This window comes from Glaciihabitans tibetensis (assembly GCF_003003265.1).
GTDB classification, from domain to species: Bacteria; Actinomycetota; Actinomycetes; order Actinomycetales; family Microbacteriaceae; genus Glaciihabitans; species Glaciihabitans tibetensis.
Genome location: NZ_PVTL01000001.1, coordinates 404792 through 429147, shown reverse-complemented (window position 1 = coordinate 429147; position 24356 = coordinate 404792). Strand labels below are relative to the sequence as shown.

General features: G+C 65.4%; 22 protein-coding genes. 15 read left to right on the top strand and 7 right to left on the bottom strand.

The annotated features are described in order from the left end of the window. Window positions 1-6: 6 nt before the first annotated feature. The 5 genes from map (at window position 7) to B0I08_RS02060 (ending at window position 5341) form a co-directional block, all read left to right on the top strand. Window positions 7-873, top strand: coding sequence for a type I methionyl aminopeptidase (map, locus tag B0I08_RS02080; RefSeq protein ID WP_106209308.1), 867 nt, complete (start codon window positions 7-9; stop codon window positions 871-873). A gap of 117 nt (window positions 874-990) precedes the next feature. Further along, complete coding sequence (locus tag B0I08_RS02075) at window positions 991-1320, top strand: hypothetical protein (protein ID WP_106209306.1); 330 nt, start codon at window positions 991-993, stop codon at window positions 1318-1320. A 52-nt stretch (window positions 1321-1372) separates the two neighbouring features. Further along, window positions 1373-2113, top strand: coding sequence for a polyphosphate--glucose phosphotransferase (ppgK, locus tag B0I08_RS02070; protein ID WP_106209304.1), 741 nt, complete (start codon window positions 1373-1375; stop codon window positions 2111-2113). Window positions 2114-2161: 48 nt separating this feature from the next. Then, complete coding sequence (locus B0I08_RS02065; RefSeq protein ID WP_106209302.1) at window positions 2162-4639, top strand: ATP-binding protein; 2478 nt, start codon at window positions 2162-2164, stop codon at window positions 4637-4639. Beyond that, window positions 4640-5341, top strand: coding sequence for a response regulator (locus tag B0I08_RS02060; RefSeq protein WP_106209300.1), 702 nt, complete (start codon window positions 4640-4642; stop codon window positions 5339-5341). A gap of 136 nt (window positions 5342-5477) precedes the next feature. Here B0I08_RS02060 and B0I08_RS02055 read toward each other — a convergent pair whose 3' ends face one another. Next, entirely contained in the window at window positions 5478-5951 is a 474-nt protein-coding gene (locus tag B0I08_RS02055) for a peroxiredoxin (protein WP_106209298.1), read from the bottom strand. A 193-nt stretch (window positions 5952-6144) separates the two neighbouring features. On the opposite strand from B0I08_RS02055, the gene aceE reads away from it, so the two are divergent. The 6 genes from aceE to B0I08_RS02025 all read left to right on the top strand — a co-directional run bounded on the left by aceE (window position 6145) and on the right by B0I08_RS02025 (window position 14482). Next, window positions 6145-8871: a pyruvate dehydrogenase (acetyl-transferring), homodimeric type gene (aceE, locus tag B0I08_RS02050; RefSeq protein WP_106209297.1), complete on the top strand. Its 2727-nt coding sequence runs from the start codon at window positions 6145-6147 to the stop codon at window positions 8869-8871. 7 nt (window positions 8872-8878) lie between these two features. Next, entirely contained in the window at window positions 8879-10069 is a 1191-nt protein-coding gene (locus B0I08_RS02045) for a PucR family transcriptional regulator (protein WP_106209295.1), read from the top strand. A gap of 865 nt (window positions 10070-10934) precedes the next feature. Next, window positions 10935-11864, top strand: a complete 930-nt coding sequence (locus B0I08_RS02040; protein WP_106209293.1) for an ACP S-malonyltransferase — start codon at window positions 10935-10937, stop codon at window positions 11862-11864. Continuing rightward, window positions 11861-12865 (top strand): beta-ketoacyl-ACP synthase III, encoded by a 1005-nt coding sequence (locus tag B0I08_RS02035; RefSeq protein ID WP_106209291.1) that lies wholly within the window; start codon window positions 11861-11863, stop codon window positions 12863-12865. The genes B0I08_RS02040 and B0I08_RS02035 overlap by 4 nt, the downstream gene beginning before the upstream one ends. A 43-nt stretch (window positions 12866-12908) precedes the next feature. After that, a complete protein-coding gene (locus B0I08_RS02030) occupies window positions 12909-13157 on the top strand; it encodes an acyl carrier protein (RefSeq protein ID WP_106209289.1) in 249 nt (82 codons plus the stop codon). Window positions 13158-13243: 86 nt separating this feature from the next. After that, a complete protein-coding gene (locus tag B0I08_RS02025) occupies window positions 13244-14482 on the top strand; it encodes a beta-ketoacyl-[acyl-carrier-protein] synthase family protein (protein ID WP_106209287.1) in 1239 nt (412 codons plus the stop codon). Window positions 14483-14689: 207 nt separating this feature from the next. Here the strand turns inward: B0I08_RS02025 and B0I08_RS02020 are convergent, their stop codons facing one another. After that, window positions 14690-15205, bottom strand: coding sequence for a DUF3145 domain-containing protein (locus B0I08_RS02020; protein ID WP_106209285.1), 516 nt, complete (start codon window positions 15203-15205; stop codon window positions 14690-14692). Between the two features lie 216 nt (window positions 15206-15421). On the opposite strand from B0I08_RS02020, the gene B0I08_RS02015 reads away from it, so the two are divergent. Further along, window positions 15422-15997 carry a PadR family transcriptional regulator gene (locus B0I08_RS02015; RefSeq protein WP_106209283.1) on the top strand — a complete coding sequence of 192 codons (576 nt, stop codon included), beginning with the start codon at window positions 15422-15424 and terminating at the stop codon, window positions 15995-15997. A gap of 48 nt (window positions 15998-16045) precedes the next feature. Here the strand turns inward: B0I08_RS02015 and B0I08_RS02010 are convergent, their stop codons facing one another. From B0I08_RS02010 to B0I08_RS01990, 5 genes are all read right to left on the bottom strand, one after another. Continuing rightward, window positions 16046-17830 (bottom strand): bifunctional 3'-5' exonuclease/DNA polymerase, encoded by a 1785-nt coding sequence (locus tag B0I08_RS02010; protein WP_106209281.1) that lies wholly within the window; start codon window positions 17828-17830, stop codon window positions 16046-16048. Between the two features lie 62 nt (window positions 17831-17892). Further along, complete coding sequence (locus B0I08_RS02005) at window positions 17893-18723, bottom strand: DUF1684 domain-containing protein (protein WP_106209279.1); 831 nt, start codon at window positions 18721-18723, stop codon at window positions 17893-17895. After that, window positions 18716-19741, bottom strand: coding sequence for a DMT family transporter (locus B0I08_RS02000; RefSeq protein WP_245884454.1), 1026 nt, complete (start codon window positions 19739-19741; stop codon window positions 18716-18718). Before B0I08_RS02000 ends, B0I08_RS02005 begins: the two co-directional genes overlap by 8 nt. A 97-nt stretch (window positions 19742-19838) precedes the next feature. Beyond that, a complete protein-coding gene (locus B0I08_RS01995) occupies window positions 19839-20033 on the bottom strand; it encodes a DUF1918 domain-containing protein (protein WP_106209275.1) in 195 nt (64 codons plus the stop codon). 56 nt (window positions 20034-20089) lie between these two features. After that, window positions 20090-21124, bottom strand: coding sequence for a LacI family DNA-binding transcriptional regulator (locus tag B0I08_RS01990; RefSeq protein WP_106209273.1), 1035 nt, complete (start codon window positions 21122-21124; stop codon window positions 20090-20092). 182 nt (window positions 21125-21306) lie between these two features. Between B0I08_RS01990 and B0I08_RS01985 the strand changes: the two genes are divergently transcribed. From B0I08_RS01985 to B0I08_RS17975, 3 genes are all read left to right on the top strand, one after another. After that, the gene (locus B0I08_RS01985) at window positions 21307-22608 is read left to right on the top strand and encodes an ABC transporter substrate-binding protein (RefSeq protein WP_106209271.1); all 1302 of its coding nucleotides are present in this window, start codon (window positions 21307-21309) and stop codon (window positions 22606-22608) included. 62 nt (window positions 22609-22670) lie between these two features. After that, a complete protein-coding gene (locus B0I08_RS01980; protein ID WP_245884452.1) occupies window positions 22671-23537 on the top strand; it encodes a carbohydrate ABC transporter permease in 867 nt (288 codons plus the stop codon). Further along, window positions 23537-24355: a carbohydrate ABC transporter permease gene (locus B0I08_RS17975; RefSeq protein ID WP_106209267.1), complete on the top strand. Its 819-nt coding sequence runs from the start codon at window positions 23537-23539 to the stop codon at window positions 24353-24355. Before B0I08_RS01980 ends, B0I08_RS17975 begins: the two co-directional genes overlap by 1 nt. Window position 24356: the final 1 nt, after the last annotated feature.

Genomic DNA, 24356 nt, shown 5'->3' with positions numbered 1-24356 from the left:
GATCCTATGCCTCGCGATTCTCACGGTCACCTCACCTCGGGGTTCGTCTCCCCACTCCGCTCCGTTCCGGGTTCGATCCCCCGCCCGGAATACGTCGGCAAGACGGGTCCGCGACCATACACGGGCAATGACCTCTACACCCCGGCTGAGGTCGAACTCATTCGTGAGTCTGGTGCCATCGCCGCCGGCGCCATCGACGCCGCCGCCGAGCACATTCGCCCGGGCGTCACCACCGACGAGCTCGACGCAATCGCTCACGACTTTATGATCGCGAACGGCGCCTACCCGTCGACGCTGGGCTACCGAGGGTTCCCCAAGTCGTCGTGCACCTCCGTCAACGAGGTCATCTGCCACGGCATCCCCGACACGACAACACTCGCAGACGGCGACATCCTCAACATTGATGTCACCGCCTACAAGAACGGTATGCACGGCGACCTCAATAAGACTTTCGTCGTCGGAAACGCCAGCCAGGAAGCAATCGACCTCGTCGACCGCACGAAGGAAGCGCTCAACCGAGGCATCAAGGCCGTGGCACCCGGTCGCCAGATCAACGTGATCGGTCGGGCCATCGAGTCTTACGCCAAACGCTTCGGGTACGGCGTGGTGCGCGACTTCACCGGACACGGCGTCGGCCGGGCCTTTCACTCCGGCCTGATCATCCCTCACTACGACGCGGCACCGCGGTTCGATGACGTCATCGAGGTCGGAATGGTCTTCACCATCGAGCCCATGCTGACCCTCGGCGGGATCACCTGGGACCAGTGGGCAGACGACTGGACGGTAACCACGCGCGACAAGAGCCTCACCGCGCAGTTCGAACACACCATGGTTGTGACCGAGCGAGGTGTAGAAATCCTCACTCTTGCGTAGGGCGGGGCCATGACGGTCCCCCTCGCATCCGCTCCGCCCGAAACATCGTCGCGCACTTCCCGTGGGATAGGGCTGGGTATCGCAGCCTTGGTGCTGAGCATTACCTAGGATGAGCGCATGACCTCGCCCGTGACACGACCGACAACGATCGTCCAACCGCAGGGCCGGGGGCTCGGACTTGCGGCCCTGGTCTATTGCGTCGCCGCGTTCGGCTACCAAATAGCCTGCGTTCTCGCGGCCGGCCAGACCAGTTCGCTAGACACCAGCTCGATCGACACGGTGCTACCGCTGCTGCCGTTTGTCATTTTGTTCGGCATAGCTTTCTGCCTCGTCGCCGGCATCAAAACACCCCGCGGACGCAAACTCGCCGTTGCCGGCGGGATCGTCCTGGCGGCTGGGCCGATCGTCGCGCTTCTCGCGAGCCTCATCATTGGAGAGGTTGTCTAGCGTGGGTACTCAACGGAGAGTCGGGCCTCCCGTAGTTGCCTAGGATGGACACATGACTAGGGCAGTGGGAATCGACATCGGCGGCACGGGAATCAAGGGCGCGGTAGTCGATACCGACACCGGGGAGCTCCTCAGTGAACGGATAAAGCTTTCCACTCCCGAAGGCGGGGAGCCAGCGGACATCGTCGCGACAGTACTCGAAATCATTACCACTCTGGATGTCGACCCGACCGTTCCCGTTGGCGTGTGCTTCCCGGCGGTAGTGATCCACGGCACGACCATGTCGGCGGCGAATGTGTCGGATAAGTGGATCGGTCTGGAAGCGGAAGCCCTGTTCGAGAAGGCTCTCGGCCGGGACATCCACTTCGTTAATGACGCCGACGCAGCTGGCATCGCCGAGGTGTTGTTCGGCGCGGCGAAAGGCGAAAAGGGTCTCGTGATCCTCACCACCCTGGGCACCGGTATCGGCAGCGCGGTCATTTACGACGGCGTGCTGGTTCCGAACTCGGAGCTCGGCCACCTCGAAATTGACGGCAAGGATGCCGAGTCCCGGGCGTCGTACGCCGCAAAGGAGCGCGGCGAACTCAGCTATCCCCGCTGGGCCAAGCGTCTGCAGCGGTACTACTCCCACGTCGAGATGCTCTTCAGCCCCGACCTCTTCATCGTGGGTGGCGGCGTCTCGAAGCACTACGACGAGTTTTTGCCCCTGCTCGAGCTGCGCGCGCCGATCGTGCCCGCGGCGCTGCGCAACAACGCCGGAATCCTTGGCGCGGCCGCCCTCGCGGTGCGCTGAGCGTCGGCGACCCACAACCGTTTCTCTCCCCCAGCGCAGAAAACCCAGATGACCAGGGGCAGCCTGCGAGTGATGCTCGGCGCGGCCCCGGGCGTCGGCAAGACGTACGCGATGCTCGAGGAGGGTCGGCGACTCCGCGACGCGGGCAAGGACGTCGTCATCGGGGTGCTTGAAACCCATGGCCGCGCCGCCACCGCGGCCCTGGTGGGCGACCTCGAGGTGATCCCCCGCAGACACCTGCTCCACCGCGGGGTCAGCCTGGACGAGCTGGACCTGGCCGCGGTGCTCGTCCGGAATCCCGACCTGGTGTTGGTGGACGAACTTGCCCACACCAACGCTCCCGGGTCGGCGAACGCCAAACGCTGGGAGGATGTCGCCGCGCTCCTTGACGCGGGCATCGACGTGCTGTCCACGGTCAATGTTCAGCACATCGAGTCCCTGAACGACGTCGTCGAACAGATCACCGGGGTGCCCCAGCGCGAGACGATTCCGGATGCGGCCCTGCGGCGCGCCGACCAGATCGAGCTCGTCGACCTTGCACCGCAAAGCCTCCGCGACCGCCTCGCGGAGGGCTTCATTTATCCCGCCGCCCGCGTCGACGCCGCCCTGAGCAATTACTTTCGGCTCGGCAATCTGACCGCGCTTCGGGAACTTGCGCTGTTGTGGCTTGCCGATGAGGTGGATGTCGCGCTGCAGGCGTATCGCAGCGAACACGGCATCGACGCCCTGTGGGAGGCTCGGGAACGAATAGTGGTGGCCCTGACGGGCGGGCCAGAGGGCGAAACGCTGCTGCGGCGCGGCGCCCGCATTGCTGCCCGCACCAGCGGCGGCCAGCTCTTCGCCGTGTACGTCAGCCGCTCCGATGGGTTGGCCGAGCGCGATCCGGCCGCCCTCACCTCCCAGCGTGCGCTTGTCGAAACCCTCGGAGGCAGCTATCACCAGGTGGTGGCCGAAGACGTTCCCGCGGCGCTCGTCGACTTCGCCCGAGGGGTAGGCGCCACGCAACTCGTCATAGGGGTGAGCCGGAGGAGCCGGTGGGGCGCGCTCGTCGGCGGGGCGGGAACCGGCGCCACAATCATCCGCCTGGCCGCAGACATCGATGTGCACATCGTGTCGCACCCCCGGGCCGGCGCCCGGCGCCTCCCGCGAAGCGCCGGCGCGCTGTCGCGGAGACGACAACTCGCAGGGCTCGCCACCCTCTTCCTTGGCCTGCCTCTGCTGACCCTGCTGCTGGTCACCCTGCGCAGCGACGACTCCATGACGAGCGACGTGCTCGGCTACCAGTTGCTCGTCGTGATCGTCGCGCTGGTCGGCGGCCTCTGGCCCGCGTTGCTTGCAGCAGCCGCGTCCGCTCTCGTGCTCGACTTCTTTTTTGTCGCGCCGCTGCACACCGTCACCGTGTCCAATCCGCTGCACCTGATCGCGCTGGCCATATTCGTTCTCGTCGCGACGCTCGTCAGTGTGGTAGTCGACCAGGCCGCCCGCCGGTCCACCCTTGCCACCCGCTCCACCACCGAGGCGGACCTGCTGGTGACGATCGCCGGAAGCGTGATCGGCGGGGAGGATGCCCTGCAGGAGCTGGTGTCCCGCCTCCGCGAGGCGTTCGGGATGGCCAGCGTGATGCTCCGGCAAGACGGGCAAATTCTGTACCTCTCCACCGATGCCGGCACGCTCGATGACACGGACGAGGAGACATCCATCTCCGTGGGCACCGAGGCGACCCTCCAGCTGCGAGGCAGGCCCCTGGCTCCCAAGGACCGCAGGATCCTCGACGTTTTTGTAGCGCAGCTGGAGACCGCGCTCGAGCAGCGCAGGCTCGCCTCCGAGGTGGCAGCCGCGCGGCCCATCGCCGCGGCAGACCGCCTGCGCAGCGCCCTGCTCGCCGCTGTCGGACACGACCTTCGGCGCCCGCTCGCCTCCGCGACGACAGCAGTCACCGCGCTGCGGGCGACGGACGTGCGGCTGTCGGAGGACGACCGCGACGAACTGCTCGAGACGGCCGAACAAAGCCTCGCATCGCTCAGCACCCTCGTCATTGACCTCCTCGACGCCAGCCGGCTCCAGGCTGGGGTGCTCGGGCTGTCGTCCCGTGCCACCGAGTGCGAAGAGATAGTCCTCGGGGCGCTCGACGAGCTGGGGCTCGCGCCGGGCGAGGTCACCTTGCGGCTGGAGCCGGTTGCACCGGTGTACGCAGACCCAGCCCTTCTGCAGCGCGTAGTGGTGAACCTGCTGACCAACGCGATTCGGTTCTCACCGAGCGACACGGCACCGACCATTGCGACGAGCGAGTTCGGCGGAAAGGTGCAATTGCGTGTGGTCGACTCCGGACCGGGGATTCCGGTGGCACGGCGTCGCGAAGTGTTCGAACCCTTCCAGCGGCTCGGCGACACCGACAACACCTCGGGTGTCGGGCTCGGCCTCGCCCTCGCGAAGGGATTCACCGAGGCAATGAATGGCACACTCGAGGTGGAAGACACCCCGGGGGGCGGTCTCACCATGGTCGTCGAACTGCCGGAGGCACGCTGAATGAAGATCCTGATCGCCGACGACGACCCGCAGATCCTTCGAGCGCTGCGGATCACGCTCAGCGCGCGCGGCTACGCCGTGATCACCGCCCACGACGGCCGGGCCGCTCTCGATGCCGCGATCGCGGAGCACCCTGACGCCGTCGTCCTCGACCTCGGCATGCCGGGCCTGACCGGACTCGAGGTGATCACTGCCCTTCGCGGCTGGACGACCGTGCCGATTCTGGTTGTCTCCGGTCGCAGCGAATCCTGGGACAAAGTTGAGGCGTTGGATGCGGGGGCGGATGACTACGTCACCAAGCCATTTGCGGCAGACGAGCTTCTCGCGCGGATCCGTGCGCTGACGCGGCGCACGCCCAGCACCCCGAACGAAGAGGCGGCGATCACCTTTGGCGACGTGACGGTCGACCTCGCCGCGCACCTCATCACGCGGGCAGGAGTCGCCGTGCGTCTCACCCCGACCGAATGGCGCCTGCTCGAGGTGCTGCTGCGCAACCACGACCGGCTCGTGTCGAAGGAAGTGCTCCTGCACGAGGTGTGGGGACCGCAGTACACGACGGACACTGGATACTTGCGCCTCTACCTGTCCCAGCTCCGCAAGAAGCTTGAGGCGGAGCCCGCAAAACCGCGCCACCTGATCACCGAGGCGGGGATGGGGTACCGGTTCGCCAGTGCGCCGGCGCCGCAGCATCCCACCGCCTGAAAATCCCACCGTCGGATATCCCGGCTATCTGGAATCCCGACCTGTCTAGAAATGCCGGCTATCGGGAAACCCCGGCCTGTCTGAAAATCCCACCTGCGGGTGCACACCTGGCCTGCGGCCTGCTTGGGCAGTACAGCTAGACGTGGGTCGGCAGGACGCTTTCGAGGGCAGCGCGGTACTCGTGAATCGAGCGAGCCTCGCCCGGCGCGGTGATGAAGCTGGCCCGGATGATTCCGCGGGTGTCGATGATGAACGTCGCCCGGTTGGCGAACCCCTTGTGGTCGAGGAAGACCCCGTACTCCTTGGACACGGCACCGTGCGGCCAGAAGTCGGCGAGAAGAGTGAAGTCGTAGCCCTCGTGCTCGGCCCACGCGCGCAGCGTTGCCTTCGAATCGACGGAAATTCCGATCAGTTCGACGCCGCTCTGCTTGAACATGGCGAGGTTATCGCGCAGCGAACACAGCTCGGTCGTGCAGGTTCCCGAAAATGCGAGCGGGAAAAACACGAGCGCTACCGGCTTCTTGCCAGCAAAGTCCTTGAGACGAACGTGCTCGCCGAACTGGTTGGGCAACTCGAAATCGGGAGCTCGGGTGTCATTTTCCAAAGCCATGCTGGAATCCTCTCGCATTCGACCCGTTTAGGTCGCACAAACACGAGGGGTAATACTACGCCCGCCAGCCGCGTGCGCACACGGGAACGAAACCGACACCTAGAATTGAGATGTTTAGTCGTTATGCCACAAAGACGCACCCCGACGCTGTGGCGGCTAGGCGAGATCTGTCTCTACCAGGAAGAGGTCAAGGGTGACGGTGAACGATCAGGACCCGTACTCGGTGAATAACACCGACAAGGATCCGGAAGAAACTGCAGAGTGGCAAGAATCGCTCGACGCACTTGTCGCAGCGCAGGGCCACGAACGCGGTCGCGAAATCATGTTGAGCTTGCTCAAGCGGTCGAAGGAGCTGCACCTCGGAGTTCCGATGGTGCCCACGACCGACTACCTCAACACGATCGCCACGAATGAGGAGCCAGATTTTCCGGGCAACGAGGATATCGAACGTCGATACCGCGCCTGGATCCGCTGGAACGCAGCGATCACGGTGCACCGTGCGCAGCGGCCAGGAATCGGCGTCGGTGGACACATCGCGACCTACGCTTCCTCCGCCGCACTCTACGAGGTGGGACACAACCACTTCTTCCGCGGCCAGGATCACCCGGGCGGCGGCGACCACATCTTCTACCAGGGTCACGCCTCCCCCGGTATGTACGCCCGCGCCTTCCTCGAGGGTCGCCTGAGCGAGCACCAGCTCGACGGTTTCCGCCAGGAGAAGTCACACGAGGGCGGTGGACTGTCGTCCTACCCGCACCCTCGCCTGATGAAGGACTTCTGGCAGTTCCCGACCGTGTCGATGGGTCTCGGCCCAATCAACGCGATCTACCAGGCGCAGTCCAACAAATACCTCCAGAACCGCGGCATCAAGGACACCTCCGACCAGCAGGTCTGGGCGTTCCTCGGTGACGGCGAAATGGACGAGGTCGAGAGCCGTGGCGCCCTGCAGTGGGCCGCCAACGAGAAGCTCGACAACCTCAACTTCGTCATCAACTGCAACCTGCAGCGCCTCGACGGCCCGGTGCGGGGAAATGGCAAGATCATCCAGGAGCTCGAGAGCTTCTTCCGTGGGGCCGGATGGAACGTCATCAAGGTCGTCTGGGGACGCGAGTGGGACGAGCTTCTGGCGCGCGACACCGAGGGCGCTCTGCGCGACCTGATGAACGTCACGCCCGATGGTGACTATCAGACCTACAAGGCCGAAAGTGGCGCGTACATTCGCGAGAACTTCTTCGGTCGCGATCCCCGTGCGCTTGAGCTCGTCAAGGACTACAGCGACGAGCAGATCTGGAACCTCAAGCGAGGTGGACACGACTACCGCAAGGTGTACGCCGCGTTCAAGGCAGCTCAGGAGCACACCGGCCAGCCGACCGTGATTCTTGCGAAGACGGTCAAGGGCTATGGCCTTGGACCGTCGTTCGAGGGACGCAACGCCACCCACCAGATGAAGAAGCTGACGCTGGACAACCTCAAGCTGTTCCGTGACGAGATGCGAATCCCGATCACCGACGCCGTGCTCGAGGAGAACCCGTACCAGCCGCCGTACTTCAACCCCGGTGAGAACGACGAGGCGATCCAGTACCTGCACGAGCGTCGTCGTGCGCTCGGTGGGTACGTTCCGGAACGTCGCTCGAAGTACACCCAGGTCGACCTGCCCGACGACTCGGCGTACGCGATCGCGAAGAAGGGCTCCGGCAAGCAGGAGATCGCCACCACCATGGCGTTCGCCCGTCTGCTCAAGGACCTCTTGCGAGCCAAGGGCTTCGGCCACCGCATCGTTCCGGTCATCCCTGACGAGGCACGCACGTTCGGCATGGACGCGTACTTCCCGTCGGCGAAGATCTACAACCCGAACGGCCAGAACTACACGGCCGTTGACCGCGAGCAGCTCCTTGCGTACAAGGAGAGCCCGCAGGGCCAGATCGTGCACGTGGGCATCAACGAGGCAGGAGCGTTTGCCGCGTTCACCGCGGCCGGCACGTCGTACTCGACGCACGGCGAAGCGCTGATCCCGGTGTACGTCTTCTACTCGATGTTCGGATTCCAGCGCACGGGTGACGCCATGTGGGCCGCGGGAGACCAGATGGCCCGCGGGTTCATCATCGGGGCGACCGCCGGTCGCACCACGCTGACCGGCGAGGGCCTGCAGCACGCTGACGGCCACTCGCTTTTGCTTGCCTCGACGAACCCGGCCGTGGTGTCTTACGACCCCGCGTTCGGCTACGAAATGGGCCAGATCGTGCGAGCCGGTCTTGAGCGCATGTACAGCGGTGAGCACCCCGACCCGAACGTCATGTACTACATCACCGTGTACAACGAGCCGATCATCCAGCCGGCCGAGCCGGAGAACCTGGACGTAGAGGGCGTGTTGCGCGGAATCCACCGCGTCTCAGAGGCCTACAACCCGGGCCCGAAGGCTCAGCTGTTGGCCTCCGGTGTCGCGGTTCCGTGGGCTCTCGAGGCTCAGCAGCTGCTCGAGAACGACTGGGGCGTCTCAGCCGACGTCTGGTCGGTGACGTCGTGGACGGAGTTGCGCCGGGACGGCCTTGCCGCCGACGAGCACAACTTCCTCTACCCCAACGAGGACGCCCACGTGCCCTACGTGACGCGCAAATTGCAGGATGCCCAGGGGCCGTTCATCGCGGTCACGGACTTCATGCACGCTGTGCCCGACCAGATCCGCCAGTTCGTGCCCGGCGACTTCGCGACCCTGGGAGCCGACGACTTTGGCTTCTCAGACACCCGCGCTGCCGCCCGTCGCTTCTTCAAGATTGATGGACCGTCGCTCGTGGTCCGCACCCTTGAGGCGCTGGTGAAGCAGGGCAAGATGGATCCGGGTGTTCCCGCTCGTGCCATCGAAATGTACCAACTGCACGATGTGAACGCAGGAACGACGGGATCGGCCGGCGGCGAAAGCTAGGCAGCCCGTGGCACCAAAGACGAAGGAACAAACGCTGGCGTGGCTGCGCACCATTTCTGGTGAGCTGGCCACGGCAACGTTGAAACGGCTCGAGGACACGCTGCCCTGGTATGGCGATATGCCACCGGGGCGGCGGTCCGCGGTCGGCCTCGTCGCCCAGGCGGGAATCACCTCGTTCATCTCCTGGTTCGAGGATCCCAAGGCGACTCCGTGGATAGCCGCGGACGTCTTCGGTGCCGCGCCGCGTGAATTATTGCGGTCGGTCAGCCTGCAGCAGACGCTCCAGCTGATCCGCATCACGGTGGAAGTAGTCGAGCAACGCGTCAAAGACGGCGATGACGTGCTGCGCGAAGCGATTCTGCTCTACTCGCGGGAGATCGCGTTCGCCTCTGCCGATGTCTACGCCCGTGCCGCCGAGGCCCGCGGGCTGTGGGACGCGCGGCTGGAAGCACTCGTGGTCGACTCCATTCTCAGCGGGGAGCACGACAATGAGCTTCCCAGCCGGATCGCCGCGCTTGGCTGGAACGGCCACGGCGAGGTCTGCGTCCTGGTGGGCACCACACCGAGGGTTCTCGATGTGGACCAGCTACGGCGTACGGCCCGGCACCTCGATGCAGACGTTCTGATCGGAGTGCAGGGCAACCGGCTCGTGCTTGTCATCGGCCGAGCAGAGCCCGCGCCGCTCGACGGCGACGAGACATCCAAGGTCCCCCTGGCATTCATCGAGATCGCACGAAAGCTCGAACCCGGCTTCGGTCCTGGCCACCTCGTTCTGGGGCATGAGGTCCCGTCCCTGGTCGGAGCGTCCCGCAGCGCGAAGGCCGCCCTCGCCGGCTTCGCCGTCGCCCGCGCCTGGCGCAACGCAACCCGCCCTGTCATGGCCGACGACCTGCTCCCGGAGCGGGCATTCGCTGGCGACGCGCTTGCCCGTGCCACCCTCATCAACCGCATCTACAAACCCCTGCAGGCCCACTCCACCGAGCTCCTCGGGACGCTGTGGTGCTACCTCGACAACGGTCGTTCGCTCGAAGCGACGGCGCGTGAGCTGTTCGTGCACCCCAACACCGTCCGCTACCGCCTCAAGCGCATCAGCGAGGTCATCGGCTGGGACGCGACCGGCGCGCGCGAAGCACTCATCCTTCAGTCCGCGCTCATTGTGGGCTCGATGACGGAGCCGGACCCCACCCGTAAGCGGTAGGCACATCGGCGCGTGGCCTGCCGGGAAGCGGGTTTGCCCTCCTGGATGCTTGGGCGAGCCTGCCGGGAAGCGGGTTTGCCCTGCCGAATGCTTGGGCGAGCCTGCCGGAGGCGGGTTTGCCCTGCCGAATGCTTGGTCGAGCCTGCCGGATAGAACGAGCGCTGCCACGGCCGCGCCGACGCCTCGCGCGGCGCAGCCTCGACGCTTACCTCCGGAAACTCAGGACATGCGTAAGCACGTTAGCGCGCCCGAAGGTGTCCGACCCGAGAAACCGCGGCGGTCCGCGCCGAAATTGCTGGGCCGCGTCCTGAAGTCCTGAGTTTCCGAAAGACAGGGGAAGCTCAGGGTGCGATCTCGTGAGTTTCAGCACGGCGCAGGGGCCAAGCGAACACCGCGGCTCTACCGGGGCGTTCGCACGCCTGCGAAACACGCCACGCGCGACAGACCCTTCGGAAACTCAGGAGATGCGGAAGTCCTCGGGTCAGCCCGGCGGGGCGGGGCCCGGGATACCGCGGAAGTTCTCGGCGCGCTGGCCTACCCTCGTCGTCAAGTCCTGAATTTCCGAAAGGTGCAGGTTCCGGCTCGTCGGGCGTCACGCGTCTGGCGTCACGCGTCTGGCGTCGGGCGTCACGCGTCTGGCGTTCGAATTTTGCGAGCGCCAAGCGCAATGGCGCAATGGCGCGCCGGTCGGCGGGCCAACGGCCAGCGCGCGTCTCCAGCGCGCGTCTCATGGGCGCGTCTCGTGCGCGCGTTCGGAGCGTCCCCACGCTCCCGCGACGGACTTAGAGGACCAGAACAACGAATCGCCCGATGTTTAGGTCAGTTGCAACAGGGATTCCGGCCCGAGTGTTGACAGACTAGACGGATGATTGTTGTCGTCGCCCCAGGCCAGGGGTCCCAGACCCCCGGCTTCCTCGAACCATGGCTCACCGAAGACCGATTCCGGGACCAGCTCCTTCGCTTGTCGGACACGGCCGGTATCGATCTGGTCGCCCACGGCACCACTAGTGACGAAGACACCATCCGCGACACCGCGGTGGCGCAACCGCTGATCGTCGCCTCCGGATTGATCACGCTTTCGGCGCTGTTCGACCAGACCGCCGGCGGCGGCCGTGCGAAGATCGCGGGGGTCGCCGGCCACTCGGTCGGTGAGATCACTGCGGCAGCAGCAGCGGGGATCCTCACGGAGTCCGATGCGATGGCGTTCGTCCGGGAACGCAGCCGCGCCATGGCCGACGCTGCAGCCCTAACTCCCACCGCCATGAGCGCGGTCCTCGGCGGGGACGAGGAGGCGCTGCTCGCCCGATTCAATGAGTTGGGACTCGAGCCAGCAAACTTCAACGGCGGCGGCCAGATTGTGGTCGCGGGTGCACCAGATGCCCTCGCTGCCCTCCGGGCCGACCCCGTGCCCGGCACCCGGGTCGTTCCGCTCAAGGTCGCCGGGGCTTTCCACACCCGATACATGGCGCCAGCGATCGACCGGCTCCGGGCCTTCGCTACGACGGTGACCGCCAGCGACCCCACGCTTCCCATCTGGACGAACAACGACGGCTCCCCCGTCACCGACGGACGCCGTTTTGTCGATCTGCTCGTCGGCCAGGTATCGTCCCCGGTACGGTGGGACAAGACCATGGCCTCCCTCGCGGAGGCGGGGGTTACCGGTCTGATCGAGCTGGCACCAGCGGGAGCACTCGCCGGCCTTGCCAAGCGCGGGCTGAAGGGCATCCCCACGGTCACGGTCAAGACCCCAGACGATCTGGCCGCCGCTTTCGACATGATGAACGAGACGAAATGACCACCCCCACTCTCCAGCAGTCTCATGGCGCCCAGTTCACGCGCATCTACAGCTACGGCGCGGCCCGCGGCGACCTCATCGTGCCGAACGAGGAGCTCGTCGGTCCGATCAACTCCAGCGACGAATGGATCCAGCAGCGTACGGGCATCGTGACCCGCACCCGCGCCTCTCACGACGTTCTCGCGGTGGATCTGGCGACGGATGCTGCGCAGGAAGCCATCGCGAAGTCCGGTGTCGCCCCCGAACTCATCGACCTAGTCATTGTGGCCACCATCAGCAACGGTCGCCAGACCCCGTCCATGGCCGCCGTCGTCGCGGACCGGGTGGGCTCGAACCCCGCTGCGGCCTACGACCAGAACGCCGCGTGTGCCGGATTCAGCTACGGAGTCACCCAGGCCGACGCGCTCATTCGTTCGGGCGCCGCGCACTACGCGTTGGTGATCGGCGCTGAGAAACTGTCCGACATGGTGGATCCGACAGACCGTTCCATCTCATTTCTCTTGGGCGATGGCGCGGGCGCGGTAGTTATCGGGCCGAGCGAGACCCCCGGAATCGCAGCCGCGGTGTGGGGGTCTGACGGATCGAGAGCAGACGCCGTCGGGATGAACGCCACCCTCGCTGATTTCCGAGAGGGCGTTGCCGAATGGCCCACCCTCCGCCAGGAAGGCCAGACGGTTTTCCGTTGGGCAGTGTGGGACATGGCAAAGGTCGCCAAGCGCGCACTCGAGGCCGCGGGCATCACGGCCGACGACCTCGCCGCATTCATCCCGCACCAGGCCAATATGCGCATCATCGACGAGTTCGCGAAGCAGCTGAAGCTGCCCGAGTCCGTCATGATCGCCCGCGACATTGCGACCACTGGCAACACCTCCGCGGCATCCATCCCGCTGGCAACCCATCGCCTGCTCGAAGAGCATCCCGAGCTCAGCGGCGGACTCGCCCTGCAGATCGGGTTTGGTGCTGGCCTCGTGTTTGGCGCGCAGGTAGTAGTCCTGCCCTAATAAGCTGTTCAACGGTCATACGACACCTCAAGGAGATAACACAATGGCATTGTCCACGGAAGAAGTACTCGCCGGACTGGCGGAGCTCATCAACGATGAGACCGGAATCGCGGCAGACACGGTCGAGCTGGACAAGTCCTTCACCGACGACCTCGACATCGATTCCATTTCGATGATGACGATCGTCGTGAATGCTGAAGAGAAGTTTGACGTGAAGATCCCGGACGAAGAGGTCAAGAACCTCAAGACCGTCGGGGACGCAGTCCGCTTCATCACCGCAGCTCAGGGCTAGTACCAGCATTCGCGGCGGCCGGCTAAGTTCTCGAGCCTGGTCGGCCCGCCCGCGCGTGTCCCGAGATCCATCAGGAAGACGTTGATATGACCAAAAAGATCGTTGTCACCGGCATTGGCGCCACCTCCCCCCTCGGCGGCACCGCGCCGGAGTCGTGGAAGGCGCTGCTCGCTGGAGAGTCCGGCATTTCCACCATCGAGCACGACTGGGTCGAGAAGTACGACCTTCCGGTCAAGTTCGCCGGTCAGGCCAAGGTGCAGGGCCACGAAGTTCTCGAGCGCGTGGAGTGGAAGCGCCTCGACCCCTCGAGCCAGTTTGCCGTTATCTCTGCCCGCGAGGCCTGGGCAGACGCTGGATCCCCCGACGTTGACCCGCTGCGCGTCGGTGTCGACTACTCCACCGGCATCGGCGGATTGTGGACGCTCCTCGACGCGTGGGACACCCTCAAGGAAAAAGGCCCTCGTCGTGTCCTTCCCATGACGATCCCGATGCTGATGCCCAACGCCGCAGCAGCCGCGATCAGCATGACCATTCCGTCACGTGCCTTCGCTCGCACCGACGTATCCGCGTGTGCGTCTAGCACCGAAGCACTCGTCAACGCGTATGACCACCTTCAGGCTGGGATCGCGGATGTTGTGATTGCGGGCGGCACCGAGGCGGTCATCCATCCGATGCCCATCGCCTCGTTCGCGGCGATGCAGGCTCTGTCGAAGCGCAACGACTCCCCCGCAACGGCATCCCGCCCGTTCGACTCGACGCGGGATGGATTTGTTCTCGGAGAGGGCGCCGGAACCCTGGTTCTCGAGACCGAGGAGCACGCGCTTGCTCGCGGCGCGAGGATTTACGGCGAACTCGCGGGCGGCTCCGTCACGAGCGACTCGTATCACATCACCGCACCCGACCCCGAGGGCTCCGCTGCCGCCCGCGCGATGCTCGCGGCGCTGGCGCAGGCCGGCGCTGTGCCGTCTGACGTCGACCATGTCAACGCGCACGCCACGTCGACCCCGGTGGGCGATATCGCCGAGTACAACTCGCTGCTTCGGGTCTTCGGAGACCACCTGCCCAACATCGCCGTTTCCGCGACCAAGGCGGCGACCGGGCACCTCCTCGGCGGCACGGGAGCGTTGGAAGCCATCTTCACGATCCTCGCCCTGCATGAGCGCATGGCACCGCCGACAATCAACCTGACCGACCAGGACCCCGCGATCAAGCTGGATGTCGTCACCACAGCACGGCCGCTGCGCGACGGGCCGCTCCTGGCCCTCAGCAACTCGTTCGGATTCGGCGGCCACAACGCGGTCGCAGCGTTCCGCAGCTACAACTGAGCGGCCGAAACCTGAACTACAGGGATCTGAACTACAGAGATCTGAACTACAGAGATCTGAACGACAAGGATCTGAACTAAACGAGGCCTCCCGCCCGCGCTCCCGTACCAGGGAATGCAGTGCTGGAGGCCTCGTTCTTTGGCTGGATGTTCCGACCCTCGTTCAGGCTCGATCGGCCCACCCCCAATCAACTCGATCCTCCCGCAATTACCCGACCTTGTGGAGCCAGATCACCTGGTTGTCGTCGCTTGCATGACGGAACACCTCGAGCTCGTCATCCCATGCCTGCCCCAGGGCGAGCCGCAACTCGCGGTGCAGCTCCAGCGTGTTCGATCCCGCGAGTTCCATGGCGTACCGCAGCCGGTCTTCCGGGATCACCACGTTGCCAGACGAGTCGGTCTGGGCGTAGAAGACGCCGAGATCAGGAGTGTGCATCCAGCGGCCTCCGTCGGAACCGGGGCCGGGATCTTCCGTGACTTCATAACGCAGGTGTTCCCAGCCGCGTAGCGCCGAAGCGATGCGCGCGCCGGTGCCCTGCGCACCCTCCCAGTAGAATTCCGCGCGGTGCGACCCCCGCAGCACGGGCTGTTCTGACCAGGAAAAATTTACGGCGCGTTCTAGAGCGCGCCCTGCCGCCCATTCAACGTGAGGGCACAGAGCACGTGGCGCCGAGTGAATATAAAGCACTCCGCGTGCGGTTGGTACGGCCACTGATTTCTCCATTCCGTAGGTGCGACTTCCCCATCGACCTGACGAACGGACTATCTCGTGTGAATTGCATTATGACCCACGAATCTGCGAATTGACAATACCGCAGCACCATCACCCCGTTCGGGCGGGTGAAGCCCGAATCTCCGTGATTTTTTGGCGAGAAGGTGGATGTCGCGTGCGCCCGTGAGTGCTCCTCGCAACTGACCGCACTCGTGGCAGGCTGAGCCCATGGCTATCCGTGACGCGCTCCTCGCGATCCTTGCGCAGGGGCCCTGCTACGGCAACCAGCTGAAGCACGAGTACGATCGCCGCACCGGTGGAGCCTGGCCACTCAACGTGGGGCAGATCTACACGACCCTTGACCGCCTCGAGCGGGACAACCTGGTCAGCGCTGCTGCGCCCAACGATCAGGGCCAGCGCGTCTATGATCTGACGGAACAGGGCCGCACCGAGGCCGCGCAGTGGTTTGCCCGCCCGCTCGACGATGCCCCGGCGCGGGACGAGCTCGCCACCAAAATTGCGCTTGCGGTGACGCTCGCGGATGTCGATGCCATCGACGTAATCGAGCGGCAGCGCCTGTCCACCCAGCATCGTCTTGCCGCACTGCGTGCCCGACGGGCCACGCTTGAGGCGGGTGACGAGCTCGCTTCCCAGCTGATCGTCGAAGCCCAAATCGGCGCGGTCACCGCCGAGGCGCTCTGGCTCGACCTCGCGGAACAACGCATGCGGCAGTCTTCGCCCGCCAGCGGCGTCATCCCGCTGGAGACGGAACCGCCCCGCCGCGGACGTCCCCCGCAGCATTAGGCGCGGACGTCCCCCGCAGCATTAGGTCTGTCGCGCCCCCTCGGCGAGTCATTTCGCGTCCGCGTAGCTGTCGACTATCGCGACGGTGACCGGAAAGCTGACGGGCATCGCGCCGAACAGCAGTCTCCCGGCGTCCTCCGCGGCCGCGCGAACCTCGGTCGCCACGGCCTCGGCGAGGTGCGCGGGCGCATGCACCATGACCTCGTCGTGCAGGAAGAACACCAGGTGCGGTCGCTCGACAAGCGTCGCGCTGCCATCCTCCAGCGCCCACAGCCTGTTTCGGAGGGCACCCATCCAGCACAGCGCCCACTCCGCGGCAGTTCCCTGCACGATGAAGTTGCGGGTGAAGCGCCCCCAGCTGCGCGCGTGACTGAGCGCACGTTTGCGGTCAGCTTCTGACGCGCCCACATCGGCAGCGTCGCGCTGGGCGAGGCGCCAATCCGCTCCGGGAAGCGGGGAACTGCGTCCGAGCCTCGTGGAGACAATCTCCCCGCGTTCGCCCGCGCGCGCCGCCGCCTCGACCAGCGCCAGCGCCTTCGGGTACGCCCGCGCCAACCGGGGAAGCAGCCGCCCGCTCTCCCCCGTCGTTGCTCCGTACATCGCGCCGAGCATCGCGACCTTCGCCTCAGCTCGCGTGGCCACCGCGCCGCTCGCGACGATGCCCTCGTACAGGTCGCCCCTGCCCGCTTCCGCCATCCTCTGGTCGCCCGCGAGGCCGGTGAGGATGCGGGGTTCCAGTTGTGCGGCGTCCGCCACGATCAGCTTCCAGCCGGCATCGGGCACAACCGCCCCGCGAACCTGTTTGGGCAGCTGGAGAGCGCCACCACCGCTGGTTGCCCAGCGGCCGGTCACGACGCCGCCGGGCACGTAGTCCGGCCGGAATCGTCCGTCCGCAACCCAGGTATCGACCCAGTGCCACCCGTTCGCGGAGAGGAGTCTGGAAAGCTTCTTGAATTCCAGCAACGGGGGTATCGCGGGATGGTTGATGCGCTGGAGGTCCCACGATCGGGTCGACGTCACCACGAGGCCGGCTCGTCGCAGCGCCCGCAACAGTTCGGTCGGCGAGTCGGGGTTGAGTTCGGGGCTGTCCAGCTCCGCACGCACCCGGGCCAGCAGCGCCTCAAGGTTGGCGGGTCGGCGCCCCGGCGCCGGACGCGCCCCCAGCAGGTCCGTCAGCAGCGTGTTGTGGCGCTCTACACTCCAGGGCAGCCCGGCGAACCGCATCTCGGCCGCAATCAGAGCCCCGGCGGACTCCGCTGCCAGCAACAGCCCGAGACTGCCGGATGCCCCGGAGCCAGCGATCGCAGCCCTCTGGTTTCGGAACTCCAGCACCGGATCGGTCGCGGGGTCCACGTCGGGGTCTGCCCTACCTGGCCCCGCCGAACCAGCGGCGGACGGAGCCACCGGCGTCGCACCGGGCGAAACAACCGCTCCGACAGTCGAGGCCGGGCGCAAGGATGTGCCAGAGCCGAATGCAAGGTCGAACAGGGTGGCGTCGGGATCGGCGCGGGGTACTACCGCCGGCGCGTCCCAGTCGCTGGGCGGGGAGCGCGCGAGGTCGGAGTCGCGAGTGAGCGCGGAGTTGCGGAGGATCGTGTGGCTGAGCCTGAGGTCGACACAGCGCTCCACGCGCACCCGCGCTGCCAGCAGCGCCGGATACCAGCGGGACGTGTCATCCCACACCCACCGCGGGCGATGCTCGGCCTCGTATTCTGCGACGACGCCGGGCAGGTGTGCCGCGACGATCGTGCGCGATCCGGGGAGGTCAGTTCCGTCGTCGGCGAGGGGGATGAGGGAAATTCCCTGGGAGTCGCGGCGAAGAACAACATGCACCGCTCCAGTCTGTCGCACCCGACCGACACCGGCGTCAATGAAGGAGGGTCAGCGCAGGAAGGTCAGTGCAGGAGCGTGCCGTCCTGCTTCAGCACGTTCTTTTCTCCGGCTTCGATCGCCACGGGAAAGCGGTTCTGCTTCGGCGGCAGCGGGCAGTTGAAGTTGTAGCTGAAGGCGCAGGGCGGCAGAACGCCGCGGTTGAAGTCGAGGATGATGGTGCCGTCGGCTTCCGGGGTCACGTAGAGGAAGCGCCCGACGCTGTAGGTGCTGTCGCCGTTCGTGGCGTCCGCGTAGACGAGTTGCAACAGCTGGCCGAACCAGAATGCCGCGAGCTCATAGCTGTGGCCATCGCGCTCGAACCCGATGATGCCGGGCACAACGAGATCGCGGATCGCGCCGTTCTCCTGGAGGTGCTCGAATCCGACGGTGGTGCCGCCGGGGATTTCGGTGAAAGTGGCCTGAATCACCCAGTCGGGGTTGTAGTCGAACCGGTCAATGCTGCCGAAGTCGCGGATTGCTTCGGACGCGGCATCCCACACCCTCAGGGCGTAATTGCCCTGCTCGCTCGCGATCACGAATCCGCGCACGGTGTCGCTGAAGACGACCTCGCTCGGATTGTCGCTGTCTTTGCCGCGAACGACAGCGCTGCCGTCAACGAGCGTTCCGTCGACGACGATGTTGTCTGCGGCCGTCGCGGTTACGCGCAGGCCCGATTCGCCCGCCGACAGCGGCGCCCAGATGCCGGGGACCCCGTAGATCGGTTGCTCCGAGTCGATCCACTGGGTATTCACCAGCGCGAGGCTACCGGTGGGTCCGGCGACAGTGGTCTCCCGCCGCTCGTGGAACCGTGCCAGCTCGGTCGCGGCGGGCAGCGTGGTGTCGACATCAGTCATGGGGTCCGTTCTGTGGAGGGTCAGAGGGGACAACCACCGCGGAGGCCTCCGTATTTCCGGTGCCGCGTCGGAGGCGCCGAAAGCGCGGGGTGCGCGGGGTTAGCGGGGAGCGCCGGGCGCGCAGGGTGATTCGCGGAATGCTCGTCAGGACAACGCCGAAGATCACGACAACTCCTCCGACCAGCTCGGCCGGCGGCACCGTTTCGCCCAGCAGAATGGCCGCGGCGACCGTGAACACGGTGATCAGGTTGAGGTAGATGCCTGCAACGCTCGCGCGGGTGTCGCGCAGGGCGAGATTCCACAGCACGTACGACCCGACCGACGGGAAGAGCCCGATGTAGAGCAGGGCCGACAGCGGCTCGACGGCGGTGGGCCACGTCACGCCGAAGGTGATCGCGAACGGGGTCATGACGACCAGAACGATGACGGCTTGAGCAGCAGTCGCGGTGATCGGCGGAACCGAACGCAGTACCCTCCCCCAGATCGAGTACAGGCTGAAAACCAGGACCGCCCCGAGCATCAGCAGCTGGCCAAAGTTCATGTCAAGGGCGGTGAGGTTCTGCCAGGATCCCCCGCTGAGGATGACCAGCACCCCCAGCAGGCTCAATCCGATTCCGACGACGGCCTGACCGCTGAGCCTGTCCCTGACCAGCAGAACTGCGAGGAGCGCCATCACCGCCGGGTTCGCCGCGTTGATCAGGGAGGCCCCGGCGGCCGACGTGAAGTTGAGCGCCTCGTAGAGAAACAGGTTGTAGGCGAGCATCCCGAGCACGGCGAGTCCGGTGAGCAGAGGCCAGGCCCGGAGGACGGTGCGCCAGCGTGGTCGCTCTACAATCTGCGCGATCACCAGCAACGGCACCACGGCGATAAGCCAGCGCAGGTAGGTGAGGTCGAAAGGCGTCATTGTGGCGACCGCGACGGACCCCAGGACGTAGTTTCCCGCCCAGAACGCGGCGGCCAGCACCATGAATACCGCGGGCTTCACCCGCATGGCGGCCGGAGCCCGCTCAACTGTCACCCGCAGATTCTGTCACCCAGAGATTCTGTCACCCAGAGATTCTGTCACCCAGAGATTCTGTCACCTAGAGTGTCTGTCGCCTTGGATCTGTGTCACCTCAGCGCTGTGCGCCCTCGTGCACGATTTCACAATCTGGCCCCGGAAACACGAGCGCGTCGTGGCCGTCATCAAAGTGCACGTAGTACGGAGGCCCACCTGCGTCGCCGCGGATTTCCGTGATCTCGCCGCCGTGCGCGGGGAGTCCCACCTGTCTGCTGTGAATGAGAATTCGTTCGCCCACCTGTGCCTGCATCGTCGCCAACCTCCTCTTCGCTCACGCTACGCCGACGGCGACGCGGAGGCGAGGGGTTAGCGAGCAGCGCTGCCCGCGAACGGCGCCGTGCTGTCGCGCACCACGAGGGTGGTGGCGAGGTCCATCCTGGTTTGTCCCGCCGCGGAGTCCCCGTCGCGCAGGCGCAGCACGAGGCGCGAAGCCTCCTCCGCCATCTCGCGGAGCGGCTGGTGCACCGTTGTGAGCTGCGGACTAGCCCACTTAGCCAGCGGCACATCGTCATACCCGACGACCGAGACGTCCTCCGGAACCCGCACTCCCAGGGTGCGGGCCGCCTCGATCACGCCGAGCGCCTGCAGGTCGCTCCCGGCAAAAATGGCGGTGGGTGGATGCTGCAGCTGCAGCAACTCCATGGCCGCACGCCGCCCGCCGTCGACGTGGAAATCGCCGATACGGATCAGGTCGGGGTCGACCGGCACTCCGGCCGAGTTCATCGCAGAGCGGAATCCATCGAGGCGCGCGAGCGAGCACATCATGTCTTCCGGTCCGGTGATCGCGGCAATACGCCGGTGCCCGAGCTCGAGTAGGTGACGCGTCGCCTGCACTCCCCCCGACCAGTTCGCGGAGCCCACGGACGGCACACCCGGGGATGGGTCGCCCGCCGGATCGATGATGACGAACGGAATGACGCGCGAGCGCAGCTGCTCTCGATAGTGCGGCGCCAAATCGGAGAAAACGAGCACCACACCGGCGGGCCGCCGTCGGAGAACGCCAGCGATCCACTCCGCACCGGGGGCATGGCGACTTCCGCTCTCGGTCAGAACCACGCTGAGGCCGTGCTGGCGGGCGATACTTTCGACACCCTTGATGATCTCCATCGACCATGCGCTCTCGAGTTCGGGAAACACCAGCTCCAGCAGCGAGGAGTCATTCTTCTCGCCCCCGCGGCGCCGATACCCGTGGTGCTCGAGCAGCGACTCCACCCGTTCGCGCGTCGCCGGGGCGACATCGCTCCGGGCGTTCAACACCTTCGAGATGGTGGACAACGAAACCGAAGCCTCCGTGGCGATCTCCGAAAGAGTGACGCGCGACACACCATTGCTGAGCGACATCCGCACCAACTCCATCCACAACCAGATATTTAGGGTCTCCCGGAACCCAGGGAACTACGACCCATACGAACATTCTGCCCACGAACGTATTTGTTGCGCTTGACCGCAAATCATTCCCGTCGTATGCTCCAACCATCCTAATAACTTTCGACAGCGATGTCGAAACTTTCGAGAGGCGTTCGATGAAGAACAAACAGCGTATGTGGCTGAAACGATCTGTGGCGGGTGGAGCCGCGATCGCGGTCGCCGTGACGATGGCCGGATGTTCAGGTGGGGCGAGCGCCGAGAGCCGCCCGGAAAACGAGATCCACGTCGCCGTTTACGGCGACGCGACGAACAAGGTCGAAGAGCAGATCGTCGCGACGTTCAACGAGACCAGCGACGTCAAGGTCGTACTCGACAAGATCCCCGGGGCCGACTACCAGCAGAAGCTCCAGACCGTGATCAGCACCAGCTCGGCACCCGACGTATTCTTCAACTGGGGCGGCGGAAGCATCCAGGAATTTGTTGACGCCGACCTGCTGCTCCCCCTCGACGATTTCATTGAGGAAGATCCGGGCCTCCAAGACAACTTCCTCAGCTCCGTGTTCGACACCGCGGTCATCGACGACAAGCCCTACGGCGTCCCGATGCGCGGAACCCAGCCGGTGATGTTGTTCCACAACAAGACCGTCCTCGCGGAGGCAGGCATCGAAGCCCCGACGACCTGGGATGAACTCCTCGACGCCGTCGAGGTACTCAGCGCCAAGGGAATCACTCCCATCGCTCTGGGCGGCGCCGACCAGTGGCCCACCCAGATGTGGTACCAGTACGTCTACGACCGGGTCGCCGGTCCCGAGCTCTTCGCCACCGCGCTCGCCGGCGACACCGAGGTCTGGGAGAGCGACGAGAGCCGGGAGGCCCTGGGCATGCTCAGCGACCTCATCGACGCCGGCGCATTCGGCACGAACTTCGATTCGGTGAAGTTCACCGACGGTGGCTCGCCCGCCCTATTGCGCAGTGGCAAGGCCGCGTTCGAACTGATGGGGTCGTGGGCATACGCGACCCAGCAGGACGCCGACCCCGAGTTCGCCGCCACCTCGCTCGGGTACACGGCTTTCCCCGCGATCGAAGGAGGAAAGGGTGACCCCGCAAACATCGCGGGAAACACCAACAACTTTTATTCGGTCATCAAAGCGACCCGCTACCCCGACACCGCGCGTGACTTCCTGAAGCTCATGTACTCCGACGAGTTTGTCCAGGCTCAGCTGGCCATCGGCAACCTGCCGACGACCACAAACACCGAAGAATTCCTCGACACTGCCGCAAACCCGGACTACTCGACGTTCCAGTTCGAGCTTGTGCAGGATGCCCCGTCCTTCCAGCTCTCCTGGGACCAGGCTTACCCGCCGTCCGCTGGTACCCCCCTGAAGGTAGCTGTTCAGCAGTTCTTCAATGGCCAGATCGACGCTGACGGATTCATCAGCGCCATGCAGGCTCTTTAGGGGTCGGGATCTTGTATTCGCGTGCTCCCCGCAGGCGGTCGAGACTGAAGGGCGGCCCCTCCGTGGGCCGCCCGGGCTTCGTCTGGGCCGCACCCGCCACCCTGTTCTTCGGGCTGTTCGCCCTCGTGCCCCTCGTATTTGTGGTCGTCCTCTCCTTCACAACGTGGAGCGGTCTGGGCGACCCGAAATTCACTGGCCTCGACAACTGGGTCGCCATCTTCGACGACCCCATCCTGATCAAAAGCCTCGGGCTGACCGTGTTGTTTGTGGTGCTCGCGCTGATCACCCAGATCCCCCTGAGCATCCTGCTCGGGGTGTGGGCCGCCGGGTTCCAGAGAAACCGCGCCGTGCTTTCGGCGATCTACTTCATTCCACTGCTGTTGTCCTCAGCGGCGATCTCGGTACTGTGGCGCGCGCTGCTCGACCCGAACTTTGGGATCCCGGGGCAATTGCCCTGGCTGTTTGGCGACGGAAACCTGTTCGGCAAGCAGTCCAGTGCGATCGGCGTTCTGACCTTCGTGGCGATGTGGCAGTTCACCCCGTTCTACACGCTCATCTTCCAGGGTGCGGCCCGCGCCATCCCCCCGGTCCTCTATCAGGCAGCCCAGATCGACGGGGCAGGCACCGTGAGCCAATTTTTCAATGTCACGCTGCCGCAGCTTAAGAACAGCATCGTCACTTCGGTGATCCTGATGGTCGTCGGTGGGCTAACCGCGTTTGACACGGTGCTGATCCTCACCAACGGCGGTCCCGGCACCGACACGACGGTCACACCGTTCTACATGTATCAGAAAGCATTCCGCGCGTTTGACTTCGGCCAGGCCAGCGCCATCGCCGTGGTACTCGTGCTCGCGGCGACCGCGATTTCGCTGGTGCTGGTGCGGGTGTCCGGGTACGGCAAGATGCAGAGCGCACAGGACGGAATCTGATGAGAACCCGCACTAACTACTTCGCCGGTTTCGGCTCCGCTCTCTGGCTGCTCGTGGTGGCGATCCCTGTCTACGTGCTCGTCTCGGCGAGCTTCCAGACCCAGCAGGGGTACAGCGCGGGCGGGCCGCTTGCGCTGCCCACGACCTTCACGCTCGACAACTACGCGAACGCGTTCCGCAGCGGATTCGGTCTGTACTTCATCAACACCCTTGTCGTCACGTTCAGCGTGATCGCAATCGTGCTGCTGCTCGTGCCCCCGCTGAGTTACGCGATCGTGCGTGGCCAGTCCCGCATGACCCGGGGCGTATTCCAGCTCTTCCTTCTCGGCCTCGCTGTTCCATCGACCGCGGTGATCGTGCCGATCTTTTACCTGATCAGCAGCGCCGGACTCTACGACAACCTGCTCGGAGTCATCCTGCCCACCGCGGCCTTCGCGCTGCCGGTGTGCACCCTGATCCTGAGCGGGTCGATGCGCGACATCACCCCAGAGCTGTACGAGGCCATGGCCGTGGATGGCGCCTCACCGCTGCGCACCTTCTTCCGCCTGGTCGTCCCCCTGTCCAAGGGCGGGATCTCGACGATCGTGGTGTTTTCGGCGCTGCAGGCGTGGAACGGCTTCCTGTTCCCCCTCATCCTTACCCAGTCTGAATCGACGCGAATGATCACGCTCGGCCTCTTTAATTTTCAGACCCAGTACGGGGTCAACGTCCCCGCCCTGCTCGCGGCGGTCATGCTCTCCATGCTGCCCGTGCTCCTCGTCTATCTTTTTGCCCGTCGGACCCTTGTTCAGGGCCTCATGGGCATGGGAGGAAAGTAGC